Source organism: Pusillimonas sp. SM2304 (assembly GCF_031628915.1).
Taxonomy (GTDB): domain Bacteria; phylum Pseudomonadota; class Gammaproteobacteria; order Burkholderiales; family Burkholderiaceae_B; genus Pusillimonas_C.
Genome location: NZ_JAVLUJ010000001.1, coordinates 1,130,395 through 1,147,061 on the forward strand (window position 1 = coordinate 1,130,395; position 16,667 = coordinate 1,147,061).

A 16,667-nucleotide genomic window follows, 5' to 3' on the forward strand; every position below is an offset into this window, starting at 1 on the left:
AACGCGTCGTGCCGTTTTTGCTAGCCCGGGGTTTCCCGCGTTTATGGGGGGAGGGCCGGCGGGGCAGCCAGGATGCCGCCCCGCCGGCCCTCCCCTGGCCTGCCGGTTCAGTCGACGGGCTTAGTCGACGCTGATGTGCTTGTCCGACACAATCTTGCGGAATAGGCTGGTTTCCTGCTCATAGAAGCGGCGGGCCTGTTCGAGGCTTGGCGGCTCGGCGACGCCGGAACCGCTGTCCTGGATGCTGGCCCTGACTTTGGGGTCGGCCAGGGCTTTGCCCAGCGCGGTTTGCAGCCGGACAAGCGCTTCGTCCGGGGTGCCTGCCCGGACCAGCAAGCCCGCCCAGGTGGGGTAGTGGAAGTTCGCCAATTGCGGATCGATTTCGCCCAGGGTGGGAATGCCGGGCGCCAGGGGGTTGCGTTCGGCCTGCGCAACGCCCAGCGCCTTCAGCTTTTTATCCTGAATCAGGCCCAGCACATTGCCCGCCAGGGGCAGGAAGGCGATGTCCACTTGCCCGCCGATCAGATCCTGGACCAACGGCGCCGCGCCGCGATAGGGAACGTGGAACATATCGCTGTGGGTTTCCGAGGCCAGCATGGCGCCGGTGACGTGATAAAGCGAGCCTATCCCGACGCTGCCGTAGCTGATGGGCTCGGCTGAAGGCGCTTTGGCCTGTGCCAGCAAAGCCTTGATGTCGGGGGCTTCAAGAGAAGGGCGGGCGACGAGGACTTGGCTGGTCTGGGTCGCGGCCCCGACCAGTTGGAAGTCCTCGGCCTTGTACTCCAGTGCATTGTTGACCGCCGGGGCAAGAATGACTTCGTTGGGCGAGCCCAACAGCAGCGTATGGCCGTCGGCGGGGCGTTGCAGCACGCGGTGGCTGCCCAAAGCGCCTCCTGCGCCGCCCAGGTTCTCGACAATGATGTTCTGGCCCAGGGCTTCGGCCAGCACGGGGGCCAGCGTACGGGCGATGAAATCGGATCCGCCGCCGGCCGGGTAAGGCACGACAAGGTTGACTTGGGCCGAAGAGGCCGCTGCGGCGGGCGATAGCAGGGAAAACAGGGCGGTGGCGGCAAGGCCCAGCGCGAGTAGCGGTTTATGCATGGATGTCTCCGTTTATGGATATAGGTAGGCGAATGCCTGGCGGACTCAGGCCGGCGCCAGGCGGTGCTCGACCAGCGCCGCCCAGAACGTGGCGGCGGGGGCCAGGCAGGCGTCGTTGAAGTCGTAGCCCGGGTTGTGCACCATGCAGTTCGTCAGGCCGGTGGCGTCGTCGTGCTCGCCGATCTGGCCATTGCCGATCAGCAGATAGCAGCCCGGACATTCGCGCAGCATGTAGGCGAAATCCTCGCTGCCCATCAAGGGGTCGATATCGGTCACGACCCTGGCATCGCCGAATTGCTGCCGGGCCACGGCGATGGCGCTTTGTGTTTCCGCTGTCGTGTTGACCAGAACGGGGTAGCCGCGCTGATAGTCGATGTGGGCGCTTGCGCCAAAGCTTTCGGCCTGCAATGTGCAGATGCGGGTGATGCTGGCTTCCAACTGGTCGCGCACGGTGGCCGAGAGCGTGCGCACGCTCAGTTCAAGACGGGCGCTGTCGGGGATCACGTTGTAGGTGGAACCGGCGTTCAGCGCCCCCACGCTGATGACCACGCTTTGCAGGGGGTCTATCGTGCGCGAGGCGATGGTCTGCAGCGCCATGATGGCGCTGGCGGCCGCAATGGTCGGGTCGACGGCCCGGTGGGGCACGGCGCCATGGCCGCCCTTGCCCTGAAAGGTCACCACCACCCGGTCGGCCGAGGCCATCATGACTTGATCTTTGAACATGAACTGGCCGGCGGGCCACCCAGGCATATTGTGCAGGGCAAATACAGCGTCACAGGGAAAGCGTTCGAACAGGCCTTCTTCGATCATGCGCCGCGCACCGCCGCCGCCGCCCAATTCCTCGGCGGGCTGGAAGATCAGATTGACCGTGCCGTCGAAGGCGCGGCGCTGGGCAATGGCATGGGCGGCCGCGAGCAAGATGGCGGTATGGCCATCGTGGCCGCAGGCATGCATGATGTTCGGCGTCTGGCTGGCCCACGCAATGTCGTTGGCTTCTTGAATGGGCAGGGCATCCATGTCGGCGCGCAATCCTATGCTGCGCGCCGATGCGCCGTGGCGAAGGCTGCCCACCAGCCCCGTTCCGGCGATGCCTTCGGTCACGGTGTAGCCCAGCGCCCTCAGGCGGTCCGCCACCAGGCCCGCGGTGCGATGCTCTTCGAAGCCAAGCTCGGGATGGCGATGGATGTCGCGCCTGAGCGCAATGTAGTCATCCCAGTGGCTGGCTTGTCGTGTTTTGATATCCATGGCTGCATTATTGATGAGGCTGTTGCAATCCATGCACTGATAATTTGTTTTTCATGACAACCAGTAGTTATCATGAGCGGTATGAAACAGCATCATCTGAACGCGCTGCTCGCCGTGGCCGAAACCGGCACCATCAGGGGCGCTGCTCGGCAGCTCAACCTGTCGCAGGCGGCCTTGACCAAGTCCTTGAAAGCGCTGGAAGGCGAGGTGGGCGCCGAGCTGTTAATCAGAAGTTATCGGGGGGTGGAACTGACCGCCGCCGGAAAGATTCTGCAAGACCGGGCCAAGGTGGCGCATCGGCAGTTGGATATCGCCCGGTCTGAAATTCAGGCCTTGACGGGGCAGGGGCACGCCCGGCTGGCCGTGGGGGTGACTCCCATGGTGGTTCTATCGGTGCTGTCCGATGTGTGCACGCATTTCCGGCGCTTGAAGCCGCAGGTGGCGCTGAACCTGCGCGAAGGCTTGCCATCGCTGGTCGCGCCGGCCTTGCTCGACGGCGAACTCGACTTCGCGGTCGTCATGGCCCAGCCCGGCCTGGTTCCCGATGCGCTCAGCTTCGAGCCGCTGGTACGCACGCCTTTCTATGTGGCGGGCCGCAAGGGCCATCCCATGGCGCATACCGCCCATATCGCTGACTTGCTGGATTACGAGTGGATCTTCAGCCTGCATGCAGGCAGCTATAGCGAGCGCGTCTTGAACTGGATGGCGGATCGCGGGCTTGCGCCGCCCGCGCGCATCCTGGATTGCAACTCAACGCTGACCAACTGGCAGTTGATCAGCAGCACCGATATGCTGACCGTGTTGCCCGCCGTGTTCTTTGATGCGCCGTCGATCGGCGCGCAAGCGGCGGGAATAATCCGTTTCGATATCGACCTGCCTGACGCAGTGCTGGGCATCTTGCGCCTGAAAAATGTGCCGCTTTCGGCCGCTGCCATGACCCTGGCCGACCTGTTCGGCTTGTACCTGAAGCGGCAGTCGGGCAAGGCGTCATGGCCGGCGGGATCATGAGCCCTTGGCGCGTGCCTTGTCTTTCTTGCCGGCGCTTTTGTTCTTTTTCGCCGGCTTTTTGCTTTTCGCGGACGCGGCCGGTTTTTTCTTGGGCAGGGCCAGCATGGTGCCGCGGCACGTGTCGGCGCCGCATAGGCACTGATACTGCTGGCGCAGCGTTTTCGTGATGCGGCCATCCAGGATCAGGCCGTAGTCATAGAACAGCTCGGCCCCGGCGGGAATGTCCTGCAAGGCGACGATGTGCACCTTCTTGCCGCTGGCGTTTTCCTGCGCCTCGCAGTTGGGCGCGCAGGCGTGGTTGATCCAGCGCGCGTCATTGCCCCGGTCGCCGCCATCAATGATTTTGCCGCTGCTGAGCGAGAAGAAAAATGTGTGGAAAGGGTCGTCGGGGTTGACCGGATGCATCTCGTCCGCCCGCTCGGGTGTGATGCGCTTGCCGCGATATTCGACGATTTGCGTACCCGCCGGAATATCGCGGGCGGCGAAAACCCCCGTGCCATGCAGCGTGGATTTCTTGACAAGGTGCCAGGGTTGAGAGGGTTCAGTCATAAGTGGGTTTTGTGGCGCAGCATGAAAAGGTAATAAACTTCTGTGACCGATATCTTATGCAATAAAGCGTGATCCCGTGAATACTACTACTGAAACCGTCACCCGCAACGGTGCCCAAGCCCTGCTCGACACCCTGATCGCCAATGGGGTGGACACGATTTTCGGGTATCCGGGCGGCGCCGTGCTGCCGCTGTACGACGCCCTGTATTCCGAACCGCGCATACGCCATGTGCTGGTCAGGCACGAGCAGGGGGCCGTGCACGCGGCCGAAGGCTATGCCCGTTCCACCGGCAAGCCGGGCGTGGTGATCGTGACCTCGGGGCCGGGCATGGCCAACACCACATCGGGCCTGCTGGACGCCTTGTGCGATTCGATTCCCGTGCTGTGCATCAGCGGGCAGGTCGCCACGGGGGCGATCGGCACCGATGCTTTCCAGGAATGCGACGCCATTGGCATTTCGCGCCCGGTCACCAAGTGGAATGCGCAAGTCCGGCGCACGGAAGACGTGGCCCCGATGGCGGCCAAGGCCTATCAATTGACGACGTCGGGCCGGCCCGGGCCGGTGCTGCTGGACTTTCCCAAAGACATGCAGATCGGCCTGGTGCCCGAGCAAACGGGCGATACCGATGCGCCGGAAGCGGTGGCCGTCGAGACCAACAGCCCAGCCACCGAAGCCGCCGTCAAGCGCGCAGTGGCGTTGATCGCCAACGCCAAGCGGCCGGTTTTCTATGGCGGCGGAGGCCTGATCAACTCGGGTATCGACGCCTGCCACGCCTTTGCCAGCCTGGTGCAGGACATGGGGGCGCCCTGCACGCTGACCCTGATGGGCCTGGGTGCCTTCCCTGCGGACGACCCCTTGTTCCTGGGCATGCTGGGCATGCACGGCACGCTGGAAGCCAACTTGGCCATGCACCATGCCGACCTGATCATCTGCGTGGGCGCCCGGTTCGACGACCGCATCACGGGCCGCCTGTCGGACTTCTGCCCGCACGCCAGCAAGATTCACCTGGATATCGACCCGGCTTCCATCAACAAGGTGGTGCGCGCCGATGTCGCCCTCGTGGGTGATTGTTATCCCCTGCTGCGCGCGCTGCGCAAGGAACTGGCCCAGCTTGCCCCCGACGCCGCGCGGCTGGAGCCCTGGTGGCAGCGCATAGGCGTCTGGCGCGCCAAAGACTGCCTGAAGGTAACGCCGTCGCCCGAACACATTCTGCCGCAGCACTTGATGCAGCGCCTGGACCAGGCGCTGACCGGCACCGATGCCATCATTTCCACCGATGTCGGCCAGCATCAGATGTGGGCCGCGCAATACATCAAGTTCAATCGCCCCAATCGCTGGCTGACCTCCGGCGGGGCGGGCACCATGGGTTACGGCCTGCCGGCGGCCATCGGCGCGCAGATCGCGCATCCCGGCAAGCCGGTGGTCTGCGTCAGCGGCGATGCCTCGATACTCATGAACATCCAGGAACTGGCCAGCGCCACCCAGCACCAGACGCCGGTCAAAGTGGTGTTGTGCAACAACGGCCACATGGGCATGGTGCGCCAGTGGCAGGAACTGATACACGACGGGCGCTACAGCCATAGCTATAACGCCTCGCTGCCTGACTTCGTGGCCTTGGCCAAGGCCTTCGGCTGGGGCGCCGCGCGGGTCGAAGACCCGGCCGGCCTGGACGCGGCCCTGGCCGAATGCATGGCCTACGAGGGGCCTTACTTCCTGGACGTGGTCGTGCTGGCCCAGGAAAACTGTTTCCCCATGATGCCCGCCGGCTATGGCCATCAGCAAGTCATGCTATCCGAGGACACCTGGTACGTTGAAGACTAGCGTGCTGCGGCGCTCCTAGCCGGGCCGGCCCAGGCCGGCCCGCGCCGCCTGCGCAATGGCGTGGGCATCGACCTGGAAATAGCGCCGTAGTTCGCCGCGGGTATCGCTGCGGCCGAAGCCGTCTGTGCCCAGGGTCAGGTAGCGGCGGCCGGCTGGCAGGTAGGCGCGGATAGATTCGGGGACCAGACGCACATAGTCGCTGGCGGCCACGATGGGGCCGGCGCTGCCCGCCAATTGGCGGGCGATGAAGCAGCGGTTTACGGCATCGGCATCGGCCAGGTCGGCCGACACGACATCGTGTCCTTCACGGGCAAGCTCGCTCCAGCTGGTAACGCTGTATACGTCCACGGTGATGCCTTCGGCGGCCAGCGCCTGGGCAGCGCGCACGGCTTCGGTCAGGATGGCGCCCGAACCCAGCAAGGTGGCGCAAGGCGCCTGCGCGGCGCCGCCTTGCGCGTCGTAGCGGGCGTAATGGTAGGCGCCGCGGATCACATCGCCGTGCTTGTCGTCAGGCAGGTCGGGCTGGGCGTAGTTCTCGTTCATGACCGTTACGTAATAGAAGACGTCGCGCTGTTCCTGCAGCATTTCCCGCAGGCCGTGATCAATGATGACGGCCAGTTCGCCCGCGAAGGCGGGATCGTAAGCCTTGCAGTTGGGGATGGCTGACGCCCACAGGTGGCTGCTGCCGTCCTGGTGCTGCAGGCCCTCGCCCGCCAGGGTGGTTCGGCCCGACGTGGCGCCGATCAGGAAACCGCGCGGGCGCTGGTCGGCCGCTGCCCAGATCAGGTCGCCGACGCGCTGGAAGCCGAACATCGAGTAATAAATGTAGAAAGGCAGCATGGCCAGGCCATGCACGCTGTAGCTGGTGGCGGCCGCCGTCCAACTGGACAGGGCCCCGGCCTCGCTGATGCCTTCCTCCAGGATCTGCCCGTTGGTGGCCTCGTGGTAGCTGAGCAGCGAACCGATGTCCTCGGGCTCGTAGCGTTGGCCAACGCTGGAATAAATGCCCACCTGCTTGAACAGATTGGCCATGCCGAAGGTGCGGGCCTCGTCGGCGACGATGGGGACGATGCGCGGGCTCAGTTCACGGTCCTTGAGCAGTCCGCCCAGCATGCGCACGAAGGCCATGGTGGTGGACATCTCGCGGCCTTTGCCTTGCAGGGCAAACCGGGCATAGTCGTTCAGCAAGGGCAACGCCACGCGGTCGGCGTCTGTATGGCGTACAGGCAGATAGCCGCCCAGGGCCTCGCGCTTGCTGTGCATGTACTGCAACTCGGGGCTGTCCTGGGCGGGCTTGAAAAACTCCAGGCGCAAGGTCTGCTCGTCGGTCAAGGGCAGCTTGAAGCGATCCCGGAACGCCAGCAGATCGGTATCTTCGAATTTCTTGTGCGAGTGCGTGGTCATGCGGCCCTGGCCGGCCGTGCCCATGCCGTAACCCTTCTTGGTGTGCGCCAGGATGACGGTGGGCTGGCCGCGATGCGCGGCCGCGGCCGCATAGGCGGCATGGATCTTCACCAGATCGTGCCCGCCGCGCTTGAGGGTGTCGATCTGCTCGTCGGTCATGCCTTGCGCCAGCCGGATCAGGTCGGGATTCTGGCCAAAGAAATGATCGCGGTTGTAGCGGCCGTCTTTGGCGGCAAAGGTTTGCATCTGCCCGTCGACGGTATTGGACAAGGCGCGCACCAGCGCGCCTTGCGTATCGCGGGCGAACAGGCCGTCCCAGTCGCTGCCCCACAGCAGTTTGATGACATTCCAGCCCGCGCCCAGGAACAAGCGCTCGAGTTCGTCGACGATGCGTGCATTGCCGCGCACCGGGCCATCCAGCCGCTGCAGATTACAGTTGACCACCCACACCAGATTGTCCAGGCCTTCGCGCGCCGCCAGGGTCAGCGCGCTCATGGATTCGGGCTCGTCCATTTCGCCGTCGCCGAATATCCCCCACACTTTGCGGCCCGTGCAGTCCAGCAGGCCCCGGTGGGTCAGGTAGCGCATAAAGCGGGCCTGATAAATGGCGCTGATGGGACCAATGCCCATGGACCCGGTGGGAAACTGCCAGAAATCCGGCATGAGATAGGGGTGCGGGTAGCTGCACAGGCCGCGCGCGCCTTCGCGCGGGCCGCGCAGCTCCTGGCGATAGTGGGCCAGGTCCTGCTCCTGCAGGCGCCCTTCAAGATAGGCGCGGGCATAGACGCCGGGGGCGCTGTGAGGCTGGAAGAACACCAGGTCGCCGCCATGCGCGTCGGCGCCGTCGCGGCGAGCCTGGAAGAAGTGATTGAAGCCCACCTCGAACAGATCGGCGGCACTGGCATAGCTGGCAATGTGTCCGCCCAGTTCACCATAGGCTGCGTTGGCGCGCACCACCATGGCCAGCGCATTCCAGCGCATCAGCCCGCCCAGCCGCGTTTCCAGGTCGAGGTCGCCGGGAAAGTCCGGCTGCTGCTGCGCCGGGATGGTGTTGACGTACGGTGTGCCGGCCGGCGGCAGACAGGGGACTTGCAGTCCGCTGGCCAGGCGGTGCAGCTCCTGCAGCATGAAGGTGCCGCGTTCGGCGCCCTGGGTCGCGATCAGGGCCTGGAAGGCTTCGCGCCATTCCAGGGTTTCTTCCGGGTCCGCGTCTCCATGCGGGTCGGAGGAGGGGAGCAGATGGTGCAGGGACAGCGGCGAATTCATGTCTGGGCTCGTGTGACGGCGGGTGGTGTGGGGAATGCGATCCGATGCTGTTTATTGTGCGTCCAAAGCGTCGGCATGGGCTTCTAAATTCACATGCCGCAAGATGGTTTTTAAGCATAAAATGCTTTAAAAATCAGTTTTTAACGTATGTTCAATTTGCGTTGCGCGCTGCTCCGACTGTGGACCATGGGGCCGGACCGTGCCGGAACCAGATAGCGGCTTGCAAAACCGGGGGAGTCTTACATGAAGCCAAGCGTTGAACTGGATGCGACCGATCTGCGCATCCTGGACGAGTTGCAGCGCGACGGCAGGCTGAGCAACGTCGAGCTGGCCCGCCGTGTGCACCTGTCGCCATCGCCCTGCCTGGTCAGGGTCAAGGCCCTGGAGGCCGCCGGGGTGATCGCGCGCTACGTGGCGCTGGCTGATGCGGCGTCTTTGGGCCTGGGCCTGAACGTATTCATCTCCATCAGCCTGAAATCACAGGAAAAGGAAGCCTTGGCCAGCTTCGAGGGCCGCATCGCCGAGCACCCGGAGGTCATGGAATGCTATTTGATGACGGGGGATTCCGACTATCTGATTCGCGTTGCCGTGCCCAATATCTCGGCGCTGGAGCGTTTCATCCTGGACCAGCTGACGCCCATCCCCGGCATTGAGAAAATCCGCTCCAGCTTCGCATTGAAGCAAGTGCTGTATAAAACCGCGCTGCCCTTGCCGGCGGGCAGAACAGGCGCTGCTTGATAGAAAACCCCAATATCGTGCTGGCGGCGATTAAGGTAAAACCCTGAGAGCCGTTTCACAATGACCACATAGTTGGGGAAAAAATGCGTAATACCTGGTTTACAAAAGCACTGCTGGCCGCATCGGTGGCCGGCATGTTCGCCGCTGCGCCCGTACTGGCAGCCAGCAACCTCAAGATGGCCTATGCCTTGTCGACCAATTCCCACTACGGTGCGGGTGCCGATGCCTTTGCCAAATCCATCGAAGGCAGCACGCAGGGCGAATTCAAGGTCCAGCAGTTCGCCAACAGCGCCCTGGGCGGCGAGCGCGAAGTCATCGAAGGCCTGCAACTGGGCACCATCGATATCGCCATCGTATCCACCGGCGCGACGCTGAACTTCGTCCCCAAGACGGGGGTGTTCGATATCCCCTTCCTGTTCCGCGACCTGGACCACGCCCGTAAAGTGCTCGACGGCGATATCGGCCAGCAAATGCTGCAAGAATTCCCCAAGCGCGGCATCGTGGCCCTGGCCTGGGGCGAGCAGGGCTTTCGCCACCTGACCAATAACGTGCGTCCGGTCGCCTCGCCCGCAGACGCCAAGGGCCTGAAAATCCGCACCACCGAAAACCCCATCCACATTGCCGCCTTCCGCGAAATCGGCATCCTGGCTACGCCCATGGCCTGGCCCGAAGTGGCCACCGCCTTGCAGCAAGGCACCATCGACGGCCAGGAAAATCCCTTGTCCGTGATCGTGTCCGCCAAACTGCCCCAACTGCAGAAATTCCTGTCGCTGACGGCCCACGTATACGGTCCGGCCCTGGTCCTGATGTCGCCCAACGTCTACGACGGCCTGTCCGACGCCGACAAGGAAAAATTCAAGGCAGCCGGCCACGATGCCGCCGTGGCCATGCGCAAGTACGTCGATGACATCGAAGCCAGTGGCGTGGATGCGGTCAAGAAGGAAGGCATGCAGGTCAACACGGTTGATCACGCTGCCTTCGTCAAGGCGGTGCAACCGGTCTACCCGCAGTACCACAAACAGTTCGGCAAGGAACTGGTCGAGTCGATTCAAAACACAAAGTAAAACCATGAGCACGTAGCGCCAAGAACGGGGCTGGCTATACGCCAGCCTCTGTCGTTTGCCGGCCTGTTCCGGCTTCGGACGCCTGGCGCGACATACACAGGACAAGGCAGTGACAGTCATTCGCTTTCTGGACCGTTCCCTCTTTCGGCTGGTCTCGGTCATTACCCAGCTATTGATCCTTTCCGCCGTCGCGGCGGGCTTCTACCAGGTCATTGCGCGCTTCGTCCTGGCGACCCCGGCCGACTGGAGCGAAGCCTGGACCCGCGCCTCGCTCATCTGGACGGTCATGCTGGGCGTCGCGCTGGCCTTCAGGCAAGGCGCCATGCTCAGCGTCGAAATGCTGCACAGCTTTCTGGGGCCGCGCAACAAGCGCTGGCTCGAGCATCTGATCCTGGTCATTTGCGTCAGCTTTCTGGGTTTCCTGGCCTGGGTGGGCGGCCAGATGTCGTGGCGGGTGCGTTTCCAGACCATGCCCAGCCTCGAGGTATCCATCTCTTGGGTGTATATCTCCATCCCCATCGGCATGACGCTGGCCATACTGGCGGTCGTGGCCTATTGGTCCGAAGGGCCGCGCAAGGCGATTGTCGACGACACCGTCATCTGACAGGCGCAACGTGATTGACAACCCATTCCATAACGAACAAAACCAGGTGAAACCATGCCGCAGTTGATGGTTGTTTCAATGTTGCTGTTTTTTGCGCTGTCGGTGCCGGTGGCTGTGTCCATCGGGCTGGCCAGCATGCTGGGGGTCGCCTACGACGGCATGACCTGGCTGGTGATTGCGCAGCAGGTTTACGCCGCGCTCGATAAATATCCCCTGGTCGCCGTGCCTTTCTTCATCCTGGCCGGCAACCTGATGGAGGCCGGCGGCATTTCCGAGCGCATGGTCGACTTTGCCAAAAGCGTGGTCGGCGGCATGCAGGGCGGACTGGCATGCAGCTGCGTCCTGACCTGCATGATCTTCGCCGCAGTGGCCGGGTCCAGCGTGGCCACCACCTTCGCCGTCGGCGCCATCCTGATTCCCGCCATGGTCAAGCATGGCTACCCCAAGCCTTTTGCCGCTTCGCTGCAAGCCTCGGCCGCCGAACTGGGCGTGATCATTCCGCCATCCATCCCCATGATTCTGTTCGCCGTATCGACCGATACCTCGGTGGGGGAACTCTTCATCGCCGGCATCGGCCCGGGCATCCTCATCGCGGGCACCCTGATGATCTACGTTTGGCTGTATGCCCGCCGGCATGGCTATGGCAAGCACGACGGCGCAGACCGCCTGCCCCTGTGGCCGGCCTTGAAGCGCGCCTGGCTGGCCCTGCTGATGCCCGCCATCATCCTGGGCGGCATCTACGGCGGCATCTTCACCCCCACCGAAGCCTCGGCCGTGGCCGTCGTCTACGCATTGATCGTCGGCATATTCGTGTATCGCCGGCTGACCTTCGCAAGCCTGTCGGCCACCTTGCACCGCTCTGTGATTTCCACCGCCGTCATCATGTTCGTCATCGCCAACGCAGGCGTATTCGGCTTCCTGCTCAACCGGGCGGGCATCCCCGCCGCCTTGGGCGACTGGCTGGGCATGATCTTCCACGACAAGTATGCATTCCTGCTGGGCGTCAACGCAGCGCTGTTCATCATCGGCATGTTCATCGAGACATCCGCCTCCATCGTCGTGCTGGCCCCCTTGCTGCTGCCGGTAGCCATGCAGTTCGGGGTGGACCCGGCCCACTTCGGCGTCATCATGGTGGTCAACCTGGCCCTGGGCATGGTCACGCCGCCTTTCGGCGTCAACCTGTTTGCCGCCTGCACCGTCGCCAACCTGCCCATAGAACGGCTGATACGGCCGCTGCTGCCCTTTGTCGCGGTGGTCGTCGGGTGCTTGCTGGTCATCACCTATGTGCCTTGGATCACGCTGTTCTTTAAGGAGCTGGTGTATGGGTAGAGGGGCGTAACGCCGTTTTGAGTTGATGCGTTGTTGTGTGCGGAACGACGGCCCTGCGGTGTGCCTTGGGCTGGTTCCGGCTACGGCGTGCTTGTTTCCGCGTCTACGTCGTCCAGGCGGGCGGCGGGAGAACTCGCGCTGGCGCGCTCAGACAGCTCCCGCCTTTTTCCCCGCCTTCCCTTCCGTAGCCCGCGGCGCACGCCTAACCGCCGGCCCCAGCCCAAGGCGCACCGCAGGGCTTATGGGCATCACGAACAGCTCGGCGAACATAAAGGGGCGGCGATGGCTGATGCTACGGTGGTATCAAGGTGAGCTTTTACTACGGTGATGTCAAGGTGTTTGGGGTGGAGGGGGTTGAAAAAGATCGTCGCTGCGAACGGTGTCCTGTTTCTTGTAAATACCGTGACGCAGCGCCTCAAACTTTTTCCACCCCCTCCACCCCAAACACCTCTGTAGCAGGTGTAGTCAGCCTGCACACAACAGATGGATTACGATTCATATGTGCCGCTGCGCTTGTTCCGGCCAGCAGAGACAACAGAGACAACAGCGACAACGAAGACAACAGAGAAACAGCGATGGCCTGCCACCAGCGGCCAAGCCACGCACAGCGTCAGGCGTTTATCATTCGTTCAATCATTCGATTCCTAAGAAGGTCAGCGTGGCGGGGGCTGTGCAGGCGCCTCGCGCACGCCGTCTCAGGCCGGGCAATCAGGGAGGCAAGGGGGCGGCCTGTTTGAGGCCGGTGCATGTCGGGCCACTGGCCCGACCGGCCGAGTTCCGCCCCCGCCCTGATTGCCCGGCCTGATACGGGCAGCCTTGGCGCAGCCAAGGCCGTAGCGCGCGAAGCCGGAACAGCCCCCGCCACACTGGCCTTCCTTAAGAACGAGGACAAGGACGGGTCCAAGGGCAAGGACGGGTCCAAGGACAAGGACGAGGCATAAAACCCAGGCCCAAAACGAGACAAACAACGTAGATACAAAAACAATACACAAAAGAAAAGCAGCCAAAAAAAACGGCGCCCCAAAAAGACGCCGCTCATAGCCATGCTCAATTCAACCAACCCCAGCCATTACGACCCCTGCTTCCGAATCTCCGCCAGCTCATCCTGCACCGCTTGCCAGATCTCCGCACCCACCTCCTTCTTGATCTGCTCATTCACCGGCGCAATCGTCTTGCGCATCTGCTCAACGCTGTCCGGACCCGCCACATTCACTTCCATCCCGTGCTCCTTCAAAGCAGCCAACGCCTTGTCCGCCTCATCCCGCGTATCCTTGCGCTCATAGTCGCGGCTGGTCTCGGCCGCCTTCATCAGCACATCCTGCTCGTCCGCACTCAAGCCATCCCACCAGCGCTTGCTTACCGTCACAATCCACGGGCTGTACACATGGTTGGTCACGCTCAAGTACTTTTGAACCTCGTAGAACTTGCTCGACAGAATCGTATTGAACGGATTTTCCTGCCCATCCACCGTCTTCGTCTCCAACGCCGTAAACAGCTCCGAGAACGGCAGCGGAATCGCATTCGCGCCCAGCTTCTGGAACGTTTCCAGGAACACATTGTTCTGCATCACACGCAACTTCAGTCCGCTGAAATCGTCAGCCGTGGCGACCGGATGGCGGCTGTTGGTCAAGTTGCGGAAACCGTTCTCCCAGTACACCAGGCCGACCAGACCCTTGTCTTTCAGCTTGTCCTTGATCAGCGTGCCTGTAGGGCCGTCCAGCACCTTATCCGCCTCTTCGCCCGAATTGAACAGGAAAGGGGTGTCCCAGATGGCCATCTCTTTGGTGATGCCCACCAGTGTTGCGGTAGAGCCCACCATCATTTCCTGAGCGCCTCCGATCAAAGCCTGCTGCATCTGGATATCGGAGCCCAGGGCGGCCGCGCCAATGGCCCGGACTTTCATCTTGCCGTCCGATAGCTTGGCCACCTCGTCGGCAAAAACCTTGGCGGCGCGGCCCTGGTTGGAGTCCTGGTTCAGGCCGTAGCCAAAACGGATCAGGCGCGACTGGATATCAGCCGCGTGCGCGGTAAGCACGGGCGAGCCGGCAACGAGTGCGGCGGCAAGAAACAGTGTTTTCAACTTCATGGTGTCTCTCCTTATATAGAGTGAAGACTGCAACGGCGCATAAGCGCCGGTGTTGCGGCGGCATCAAGCTGCCTTGTATCAATTCAGCCAGCGTGCCGGCGCAATAATCAATTGCGGGAACAGCACGAACAGCGCCAGCAGAATCACGTAGACCATCAGAAACGGCGAGATGCCTTTGATGACGGATTCCATCCGGATGCGCCCCACGCCCGCCACGACATTCAGAACAGTGCCCACCGGCGGCGTGATCAGGCCCAGGCAGCCGGTGAACACGAACATGAAGCCGAAATAGATCGGGTCGATGCCCGCTTTCATGGCCAGCGGCAAGCACACCGGCGCGAAAATCAGGATGGTGGGGGTCAGGTCCATGGACGTGCCCACCAGCAGAAGGAAGAAAACCATCAGCGCCATGAACAGCAGCGGCTTGTCCATGATGGGTTCGAACAGCACGGCCAACTGGTTGGGCAGGTCGGCCAGCGTGATCATGTAGGCCGCGACCGTGGCGGCCCCGCACAGGAACATGACCACCGCCGTCGTTTTGCTGGAGGCGACCAGCACCTTGTAGCAGTCGGCCCACGTCATGGCCTTGTAGATGAAGCGCGCCACGAAAAATGCATAGACTGCCGCGACGACCGCCGCTTCGGTCGGGGTGAAGATACCGAAGCGGATGCCGCCCAGGATAATGACAGGCATCACGATGGCCCATGTGCCGTTGGCCAGCGCCTGTTTCCGGAATGCCCAGTCTTTTTTCTCCATGGAAGGCAATTTGTGCCGGCGTGCAATCGACCGCCACGCAAGCAAGAGCGCAGTACCCATCAGGATTCCGGGAAAGACGCCGCTGATGAACAACTGGCTGATGGACGTATTGGTGGTGACGCCATAGATGATGAAGGGCAGCGACGGCGGGATGATGGGCGCAATGATGCCGCCTGAACCGAGCAGCCCGGCGCTATAGCCTTCCGGATAATTCTGCTGGCGCATCATGGGCAGCAGAATCGTTGCCAGCGCAGCCGTATCGGCGATGGCCGAACCGCTCATCGAGGCCAGCAGCACCGAGGCGAACACCGCCACATAACCCAGGCCGCCCGAGATATGGCCCACGAAAGCGCGCGCCATGTCGATAATGCGCTGACTGAGTCCGCCTGCGTTCATCAATTCGCCGGCTAGAATGAAAAAGGGCACGGCCAGCAAGGGGAAGTTATCGAACCCCGCCTGCAGGTTCTGCGCCAGCAACTGGGTATTGAAAAAATCCAGTTGCCACATCAGCGCCACAGCCGACAAGATCAGTGATACGGCAATCGAGATGCCGATGGCCATGCCGCCGAACAGCACCGCCAGAAACAATAAAGTGGATTCCATATCAGCGCCCCTTCCGCCGCAGAAGCCGATCGACGATCACTTCCTTGAAGAGCAGTATTTCCATGACGCAGGCCATGAAGAGCGTTGCCGCCGCAGCCAGTGCCAAGGGGTAGCCCATGACCGGACTGAAGCTTTGCATGCCGGCCAGCACCTGATCCCAAGAACCCTTGACCACCATGCCCAGCACGACCGCCGCAATGCCTGCCGCAAGGAAGTACAGCGCACTGCGCGTCCGGGGGCCGACGCGGTCGACGACGAGCGTAAAGCTCAGATGCTTGTTCTCGTAGGCCGCCACCGTCGTTCCGACGCAGACCAGCCATACGAACAGCAGCCGGGACAGCTCCTCGTACATGACCAGCCCTGTGTCGAAGGCATAGCGCAGCACCACATTGCTGAACACTGCGACCACCATGATGGTCAGCGTAACGGCCAGGAACGCCTCGGCAGCCTTCAGCAGCAATGGCTTCGGACTGTCCGGGTTGATGAACACTTCAGATGGATTCATGTTGTCTCGCATGCAGCCAGCGCAGGCTGGCCTGGATAATGTCGGAAACGGGTTGATCGCCGTCTATCGGCAATAGCGCGGTTTCATCGACAGGCGGTTCGAGCGTCTGAAACTGGCTATCGATCAGCGCCGGCGGAAAGAAATGGCTGGACCCACGCGCCGCCACGCGGGCTTGCGCCGCGCTGCGTTCAAGCTTCAGCCAGATGAAACGCAGCGCAGGCACATGCGCGCGTAGCTGATTGCGATACTTGGACTTGAGCGCCGAACAGCTCAGCACCACGCCTTGGGCGCTATGCATCGACAACTGCACGCCCAATACATCCAGCCACGAAGCGCGGTCGGCATCGGTCAACGGGATACCGGCTTCCATTTTGGCGCAGTTGCCGGGGCTGTGATATGCGTCGCCTTCAATGAACGTCCATTCCAGCGTCTGCGCCAGCAATTGGCCCACGGTCGACTTGCCGCTGCCCGATACGCCCATGACCACCACCGCCTGCGGTGCAATGAATCCCTGATCCGGTGCGTCGGTTTCTATAGAAGATAGCGCTATCTTTATCATTGAAAAAAAAGGAAACTTCCGTAAAATG

15 protein-coding genes are annotated in these 16,667 nt (G+C 62.4%); 7 read left to right on the forward strand and 8 right to left on the reverse strand.

Features of this window, described 5'->3' with window-relative positions; all coding sequences use genetic code 11:
• Positions 1-120: 120 nt before the first annotated feature.
• Positions 121-1,101, reverse strand: a complete 981-nt coding sequence (locus RE432_RS05165; RefSeq protein ID WP_310932157.1) for a tripartite tricarboxylate transporter substrate binding protein — start codon at positions 1,099-1,101, stop codon at positions 121-123.
• Positions 1,102-1,146: 45 nt separating this feature from the next.
• Positions 1,147-2,346 (reverse strand): M20 aminoacylase family protein, encoded by a 1,200-nt coding sequence (locus tag RE432_RS05170; RefSeq protein ID WP_310932158.1) that lies wholly within the window; start codon positions 2,344-2,346, stop codon positions 1,147-1,149.
• Positions 2,347-2,418: 72 nt separating this feature from the next.
• Between RE432_RS05170 and RE432_RS05175 the strand changes: the two genes are divergently transcribed.
• Positions 2,419-3,354 carry a LysR substrate-binding domain-containing protein gene (locus RE432_RS05175; RefSeq protein ID WP_310932160.1) on the forward strand — a complete coding sequence of 312 codons (936 nt, stop codon included), beginning with the start codon at positions 2,419-2,421 and terminating at the stop codon, positions 3,352-3,354.
• On the opposite strand, the gene RE432_RS05180 is transcribed toward RE432_RS05175, so the two are convergent.
• A complete protein-coding gene (locus RE432_RS05180; protein WP_310932161.1) occupies positions 3,349-3,903 on the reverse strand; it encodes an SET domain-containing protein-lysine N-methyltransferase in 555 nt (184 codons plus the stop codon). The genes RE432_RS05175 and RE432_RS05180 overlap by 6 nt on opposite strands.
• 76 nt (positions 3,904-3,979) lie before the next feature.
• On the opposite strand from RE432_RS05180, the gene ilvB reads away from it, so the two are divergent.
• Positions 3,980-5,725: a biosynthetic-type acetolactate synthase large subunit gene (gene ilvB, locus RE432_RS05185; RefSeq protein WP_310932162.1), complete on the forward strand. Its 1,746-nt coding sequence runs from the start codon at positions 3,980-3,982 to the stop codon at positions 5,723-5,725.
• A gap of 15 nt (positions 5,726-5,740) precedes the next feature.
• On the opposite strand, the gene mdeB is transcribed toward ilvB, so the two are convergent.
• Complete coding sequence (gene mdeB / locus RE432_RS05190; protein WP_310932164.1) at positions 5,741-8,395, reverse strand: alpha-ketoglutarate dehydrogenase; 2,655 nt, start codon at positions 8,393-8,395, stop codon at positions 5,741-5,743.
• 243 nt (positions 8,396-8,638) lie between these two features.
• Here mdeB and RE432_RS05195 point away from each other — a divergent pair, with 243 nt between their 5' ends.
• The 5 genes from RE432_RS05195 (at position 8,639) to RE432_RS05215 (ending at position 13,071) form a co-directional block, all read left to right on the forward strand.
• Positions 8,639-9,133, forward strand: coding sequence for an Lrp/AsnC family transcriptional regulator (locus RE432_RS05195; RefSeq protein ID WP_310932165.1), 495 nt, complete (start codon positions 8,639-8,641; stop codon positions 9,131-9,133).
• An 83-nt stretch (positions 9,134-9,216) separates the two neighbouring features.
• Positions 9,217-10,197 carry a TRAP transporter substrate-binding protein gene (locus RE432_RS05200; RefSeq protein WP_310932166.1) on the forward strand — a complete coding sequence of 327 codons (981 nt, stop codon included), beginning with the start codon at positions 9,217-9,219 and terminating at the stop codon, positions 10,195-10,197.
• A gap of 109 nt (positions 10,198-10,306) precedes the next feature.
• Positions 10,307-10,801, forward strand: a complete 495-nt coding sequence (locus RE432_RS05205) for a TRAP transporter small permease (RefSeq protein WP_310932168.1) — start codon at positions 10,307-10,309, stop codon at positions 10,799-10,801.
• Positions 10,802-10,855: 54 nt separating this feature from the next.
• Positions 10,856-12,130 carry a TRAP transporter large permease subunit gene (locus RE432_RS05210; RefSeq protein ID WP_310932170.1) on the forward strand — a complete coding sequence of 425 codons (1,275 nt, stop codon included), beginning with the start codon at positions 10,856-10,858 and terminating at the stop codon, positions 12,128-12,130.
• 746 nt (positions 12,131-12,876) lie between these two features.
• A complete protein-coding gene (locus tag RE432_RS05215; RefSeq protein ID WP_310932172.1) occupies positions 12,877-13,071 on the forward strand; it encodes a hypothetical protein in 195 nt (64 codons plus the stop codon).
• A 128-nt stretch (positions 13,072-13,199) separates the two neighbouring features.
• Here the strand turns inward: RE432_RS05215 and RE432_RS05220 are convergent, their stop codons facing one another.
• The 4 genes from RE432_RS05220 to RE432_RS05235 form a co-directional block, all read right to left on the reverse strand.
• Complete coding sequence (locus RE432_RS05220) at positions 13,200-14,216, reverse strand: TRAP transporter substrate-binding protein (protein ID WP_310932174.1); 1,017 nt, start codon at positions 14,214-14,216, stop codon at positions 13,200-13,202.
• Between the two features lie 78 nt (positions 14,217-14,294).
• A complete protein-coding gene (locus tag RE432_RS05225; protein ID WP_310932176.1) occupies positions 14,295-15,575 on the reverse strand; it encodes a TRAP transporter large permease subunit in 1,281 nt (426 codons plus the stop codon).
• 1 nt (position 15,576) lies between these two features.
• The gene (locus RE432_RS05230) at positions 15,577-16,080 is read right to left on the reverse strand and encodes a TRAP transporter small permease (RefSeq protein ID WP_310932178.1); all 504 of its coding nucleotides are present in this window, start codon (positions 16,078-16,080) and stop codon (positions 15,577-15,579) included.
• Positions 16,067-16,639, reverse strand: coding sequence for a gluconokinase (locus RE432_RS05235; protein WP_310932180.1), 573 nt, complete (start codon positions 16,637-16,639; stop codon positions 16,067-16,069). Before RE432_RS05235 ends, RE432_RS05230 begins: the two co-directional genes overlap by 14 nt.
• Between the last annotated feature and the right edge of the window lie 28 nt (positions 16,640-16,667).

Coding starts and splice junctions, on each gene's coding strand:
- RE432_RS05225 (WP_310932176.1), bottom strand. CDS start 15,575: ATGGAATCCACTTTATTGTTTCTGGCGGTGCTGTTCGGCGGCATGGCC.
- RE432_RS05220 (WP_310932174.1), bottom strand. CDS start 14,216: ATGAAGTTGAAAACACTGTTTCTTGCCGCCGCACTCGTTGCCGGCTCG.
- RE432_RS05230 (WP_310932178.1), bottom strand. CDS start 16,080: ATGAATCCATCTGAAGTGTTCATCAACCCGGACAGTCCGAAGCCATTG.
- RE432_RS05215 (WP_310932172.1), top strand. CDS start 12,877: ATGTCGGGCCACTGGCCCGACCGGCCGAGTTCCGCCCCCGCCCTGATT.
- RE432_RS05210 (WP_310932170.1), top strand. CDS start 10,856: ATGCCGCAGTTGATGGTTGTTTCAATGTTGCTGTTTTTTGCGCTGTCG.
- RE432_RS05180 (WP_310932161.1), bottom strand. CDS start 3,903: ATGACTGAACCCTCTCAACCCTGGCACCTTGTCAAGAAATCCACGCTG.
- RE432_RS05235 (WP_310932180.1), bottom strand. CDS start 16,639: ATGATAAAGATAGCGCTATCTTCTATAGAAACCGACGCACCGGATCAG.
- RE432_RS05170 (WP_310932158.1), bottom strand. CDS start 2,346: ATGGATATCAAAACACGACAAGCCAGCCACTGGGATGACTACATTGCG.
- RE432_RS05175 (WP_310932160.1), top strand. CDS start 2,419: ATGAGCGGTATGAAACAGCATCATCTGAACGCGCTGCTCGCCGTGGCC.
- RE432_RS05200 (WP_310932166.1), top strand. CDS start 9,217: ATGCGTAATACCTGGTTTACAAAAGCACTGCTGGCCGCATCGGTGGCC.
- RE432_RS05195 (WP_310932165.1), top strand. CDS start 8,639: ATGAAGCCAAGCGTTGAACTGGATGCGACCGATCTGCGCATCCTGGAC.
- mdeB (WP_310932164.1), bottom strand. CDS start 8,395: ATGAATTCGCCGCTGTCCCTGCACCATCTGCTCCCCTCCTCCGACCCG.
- RE432_RS05165 (WP_310932157.1), bottom strand. CDS start 1,101: ATGCATAAACCGCTACTCGCGCTGGGCCTTGCCGCCACCGCCCTGTTT.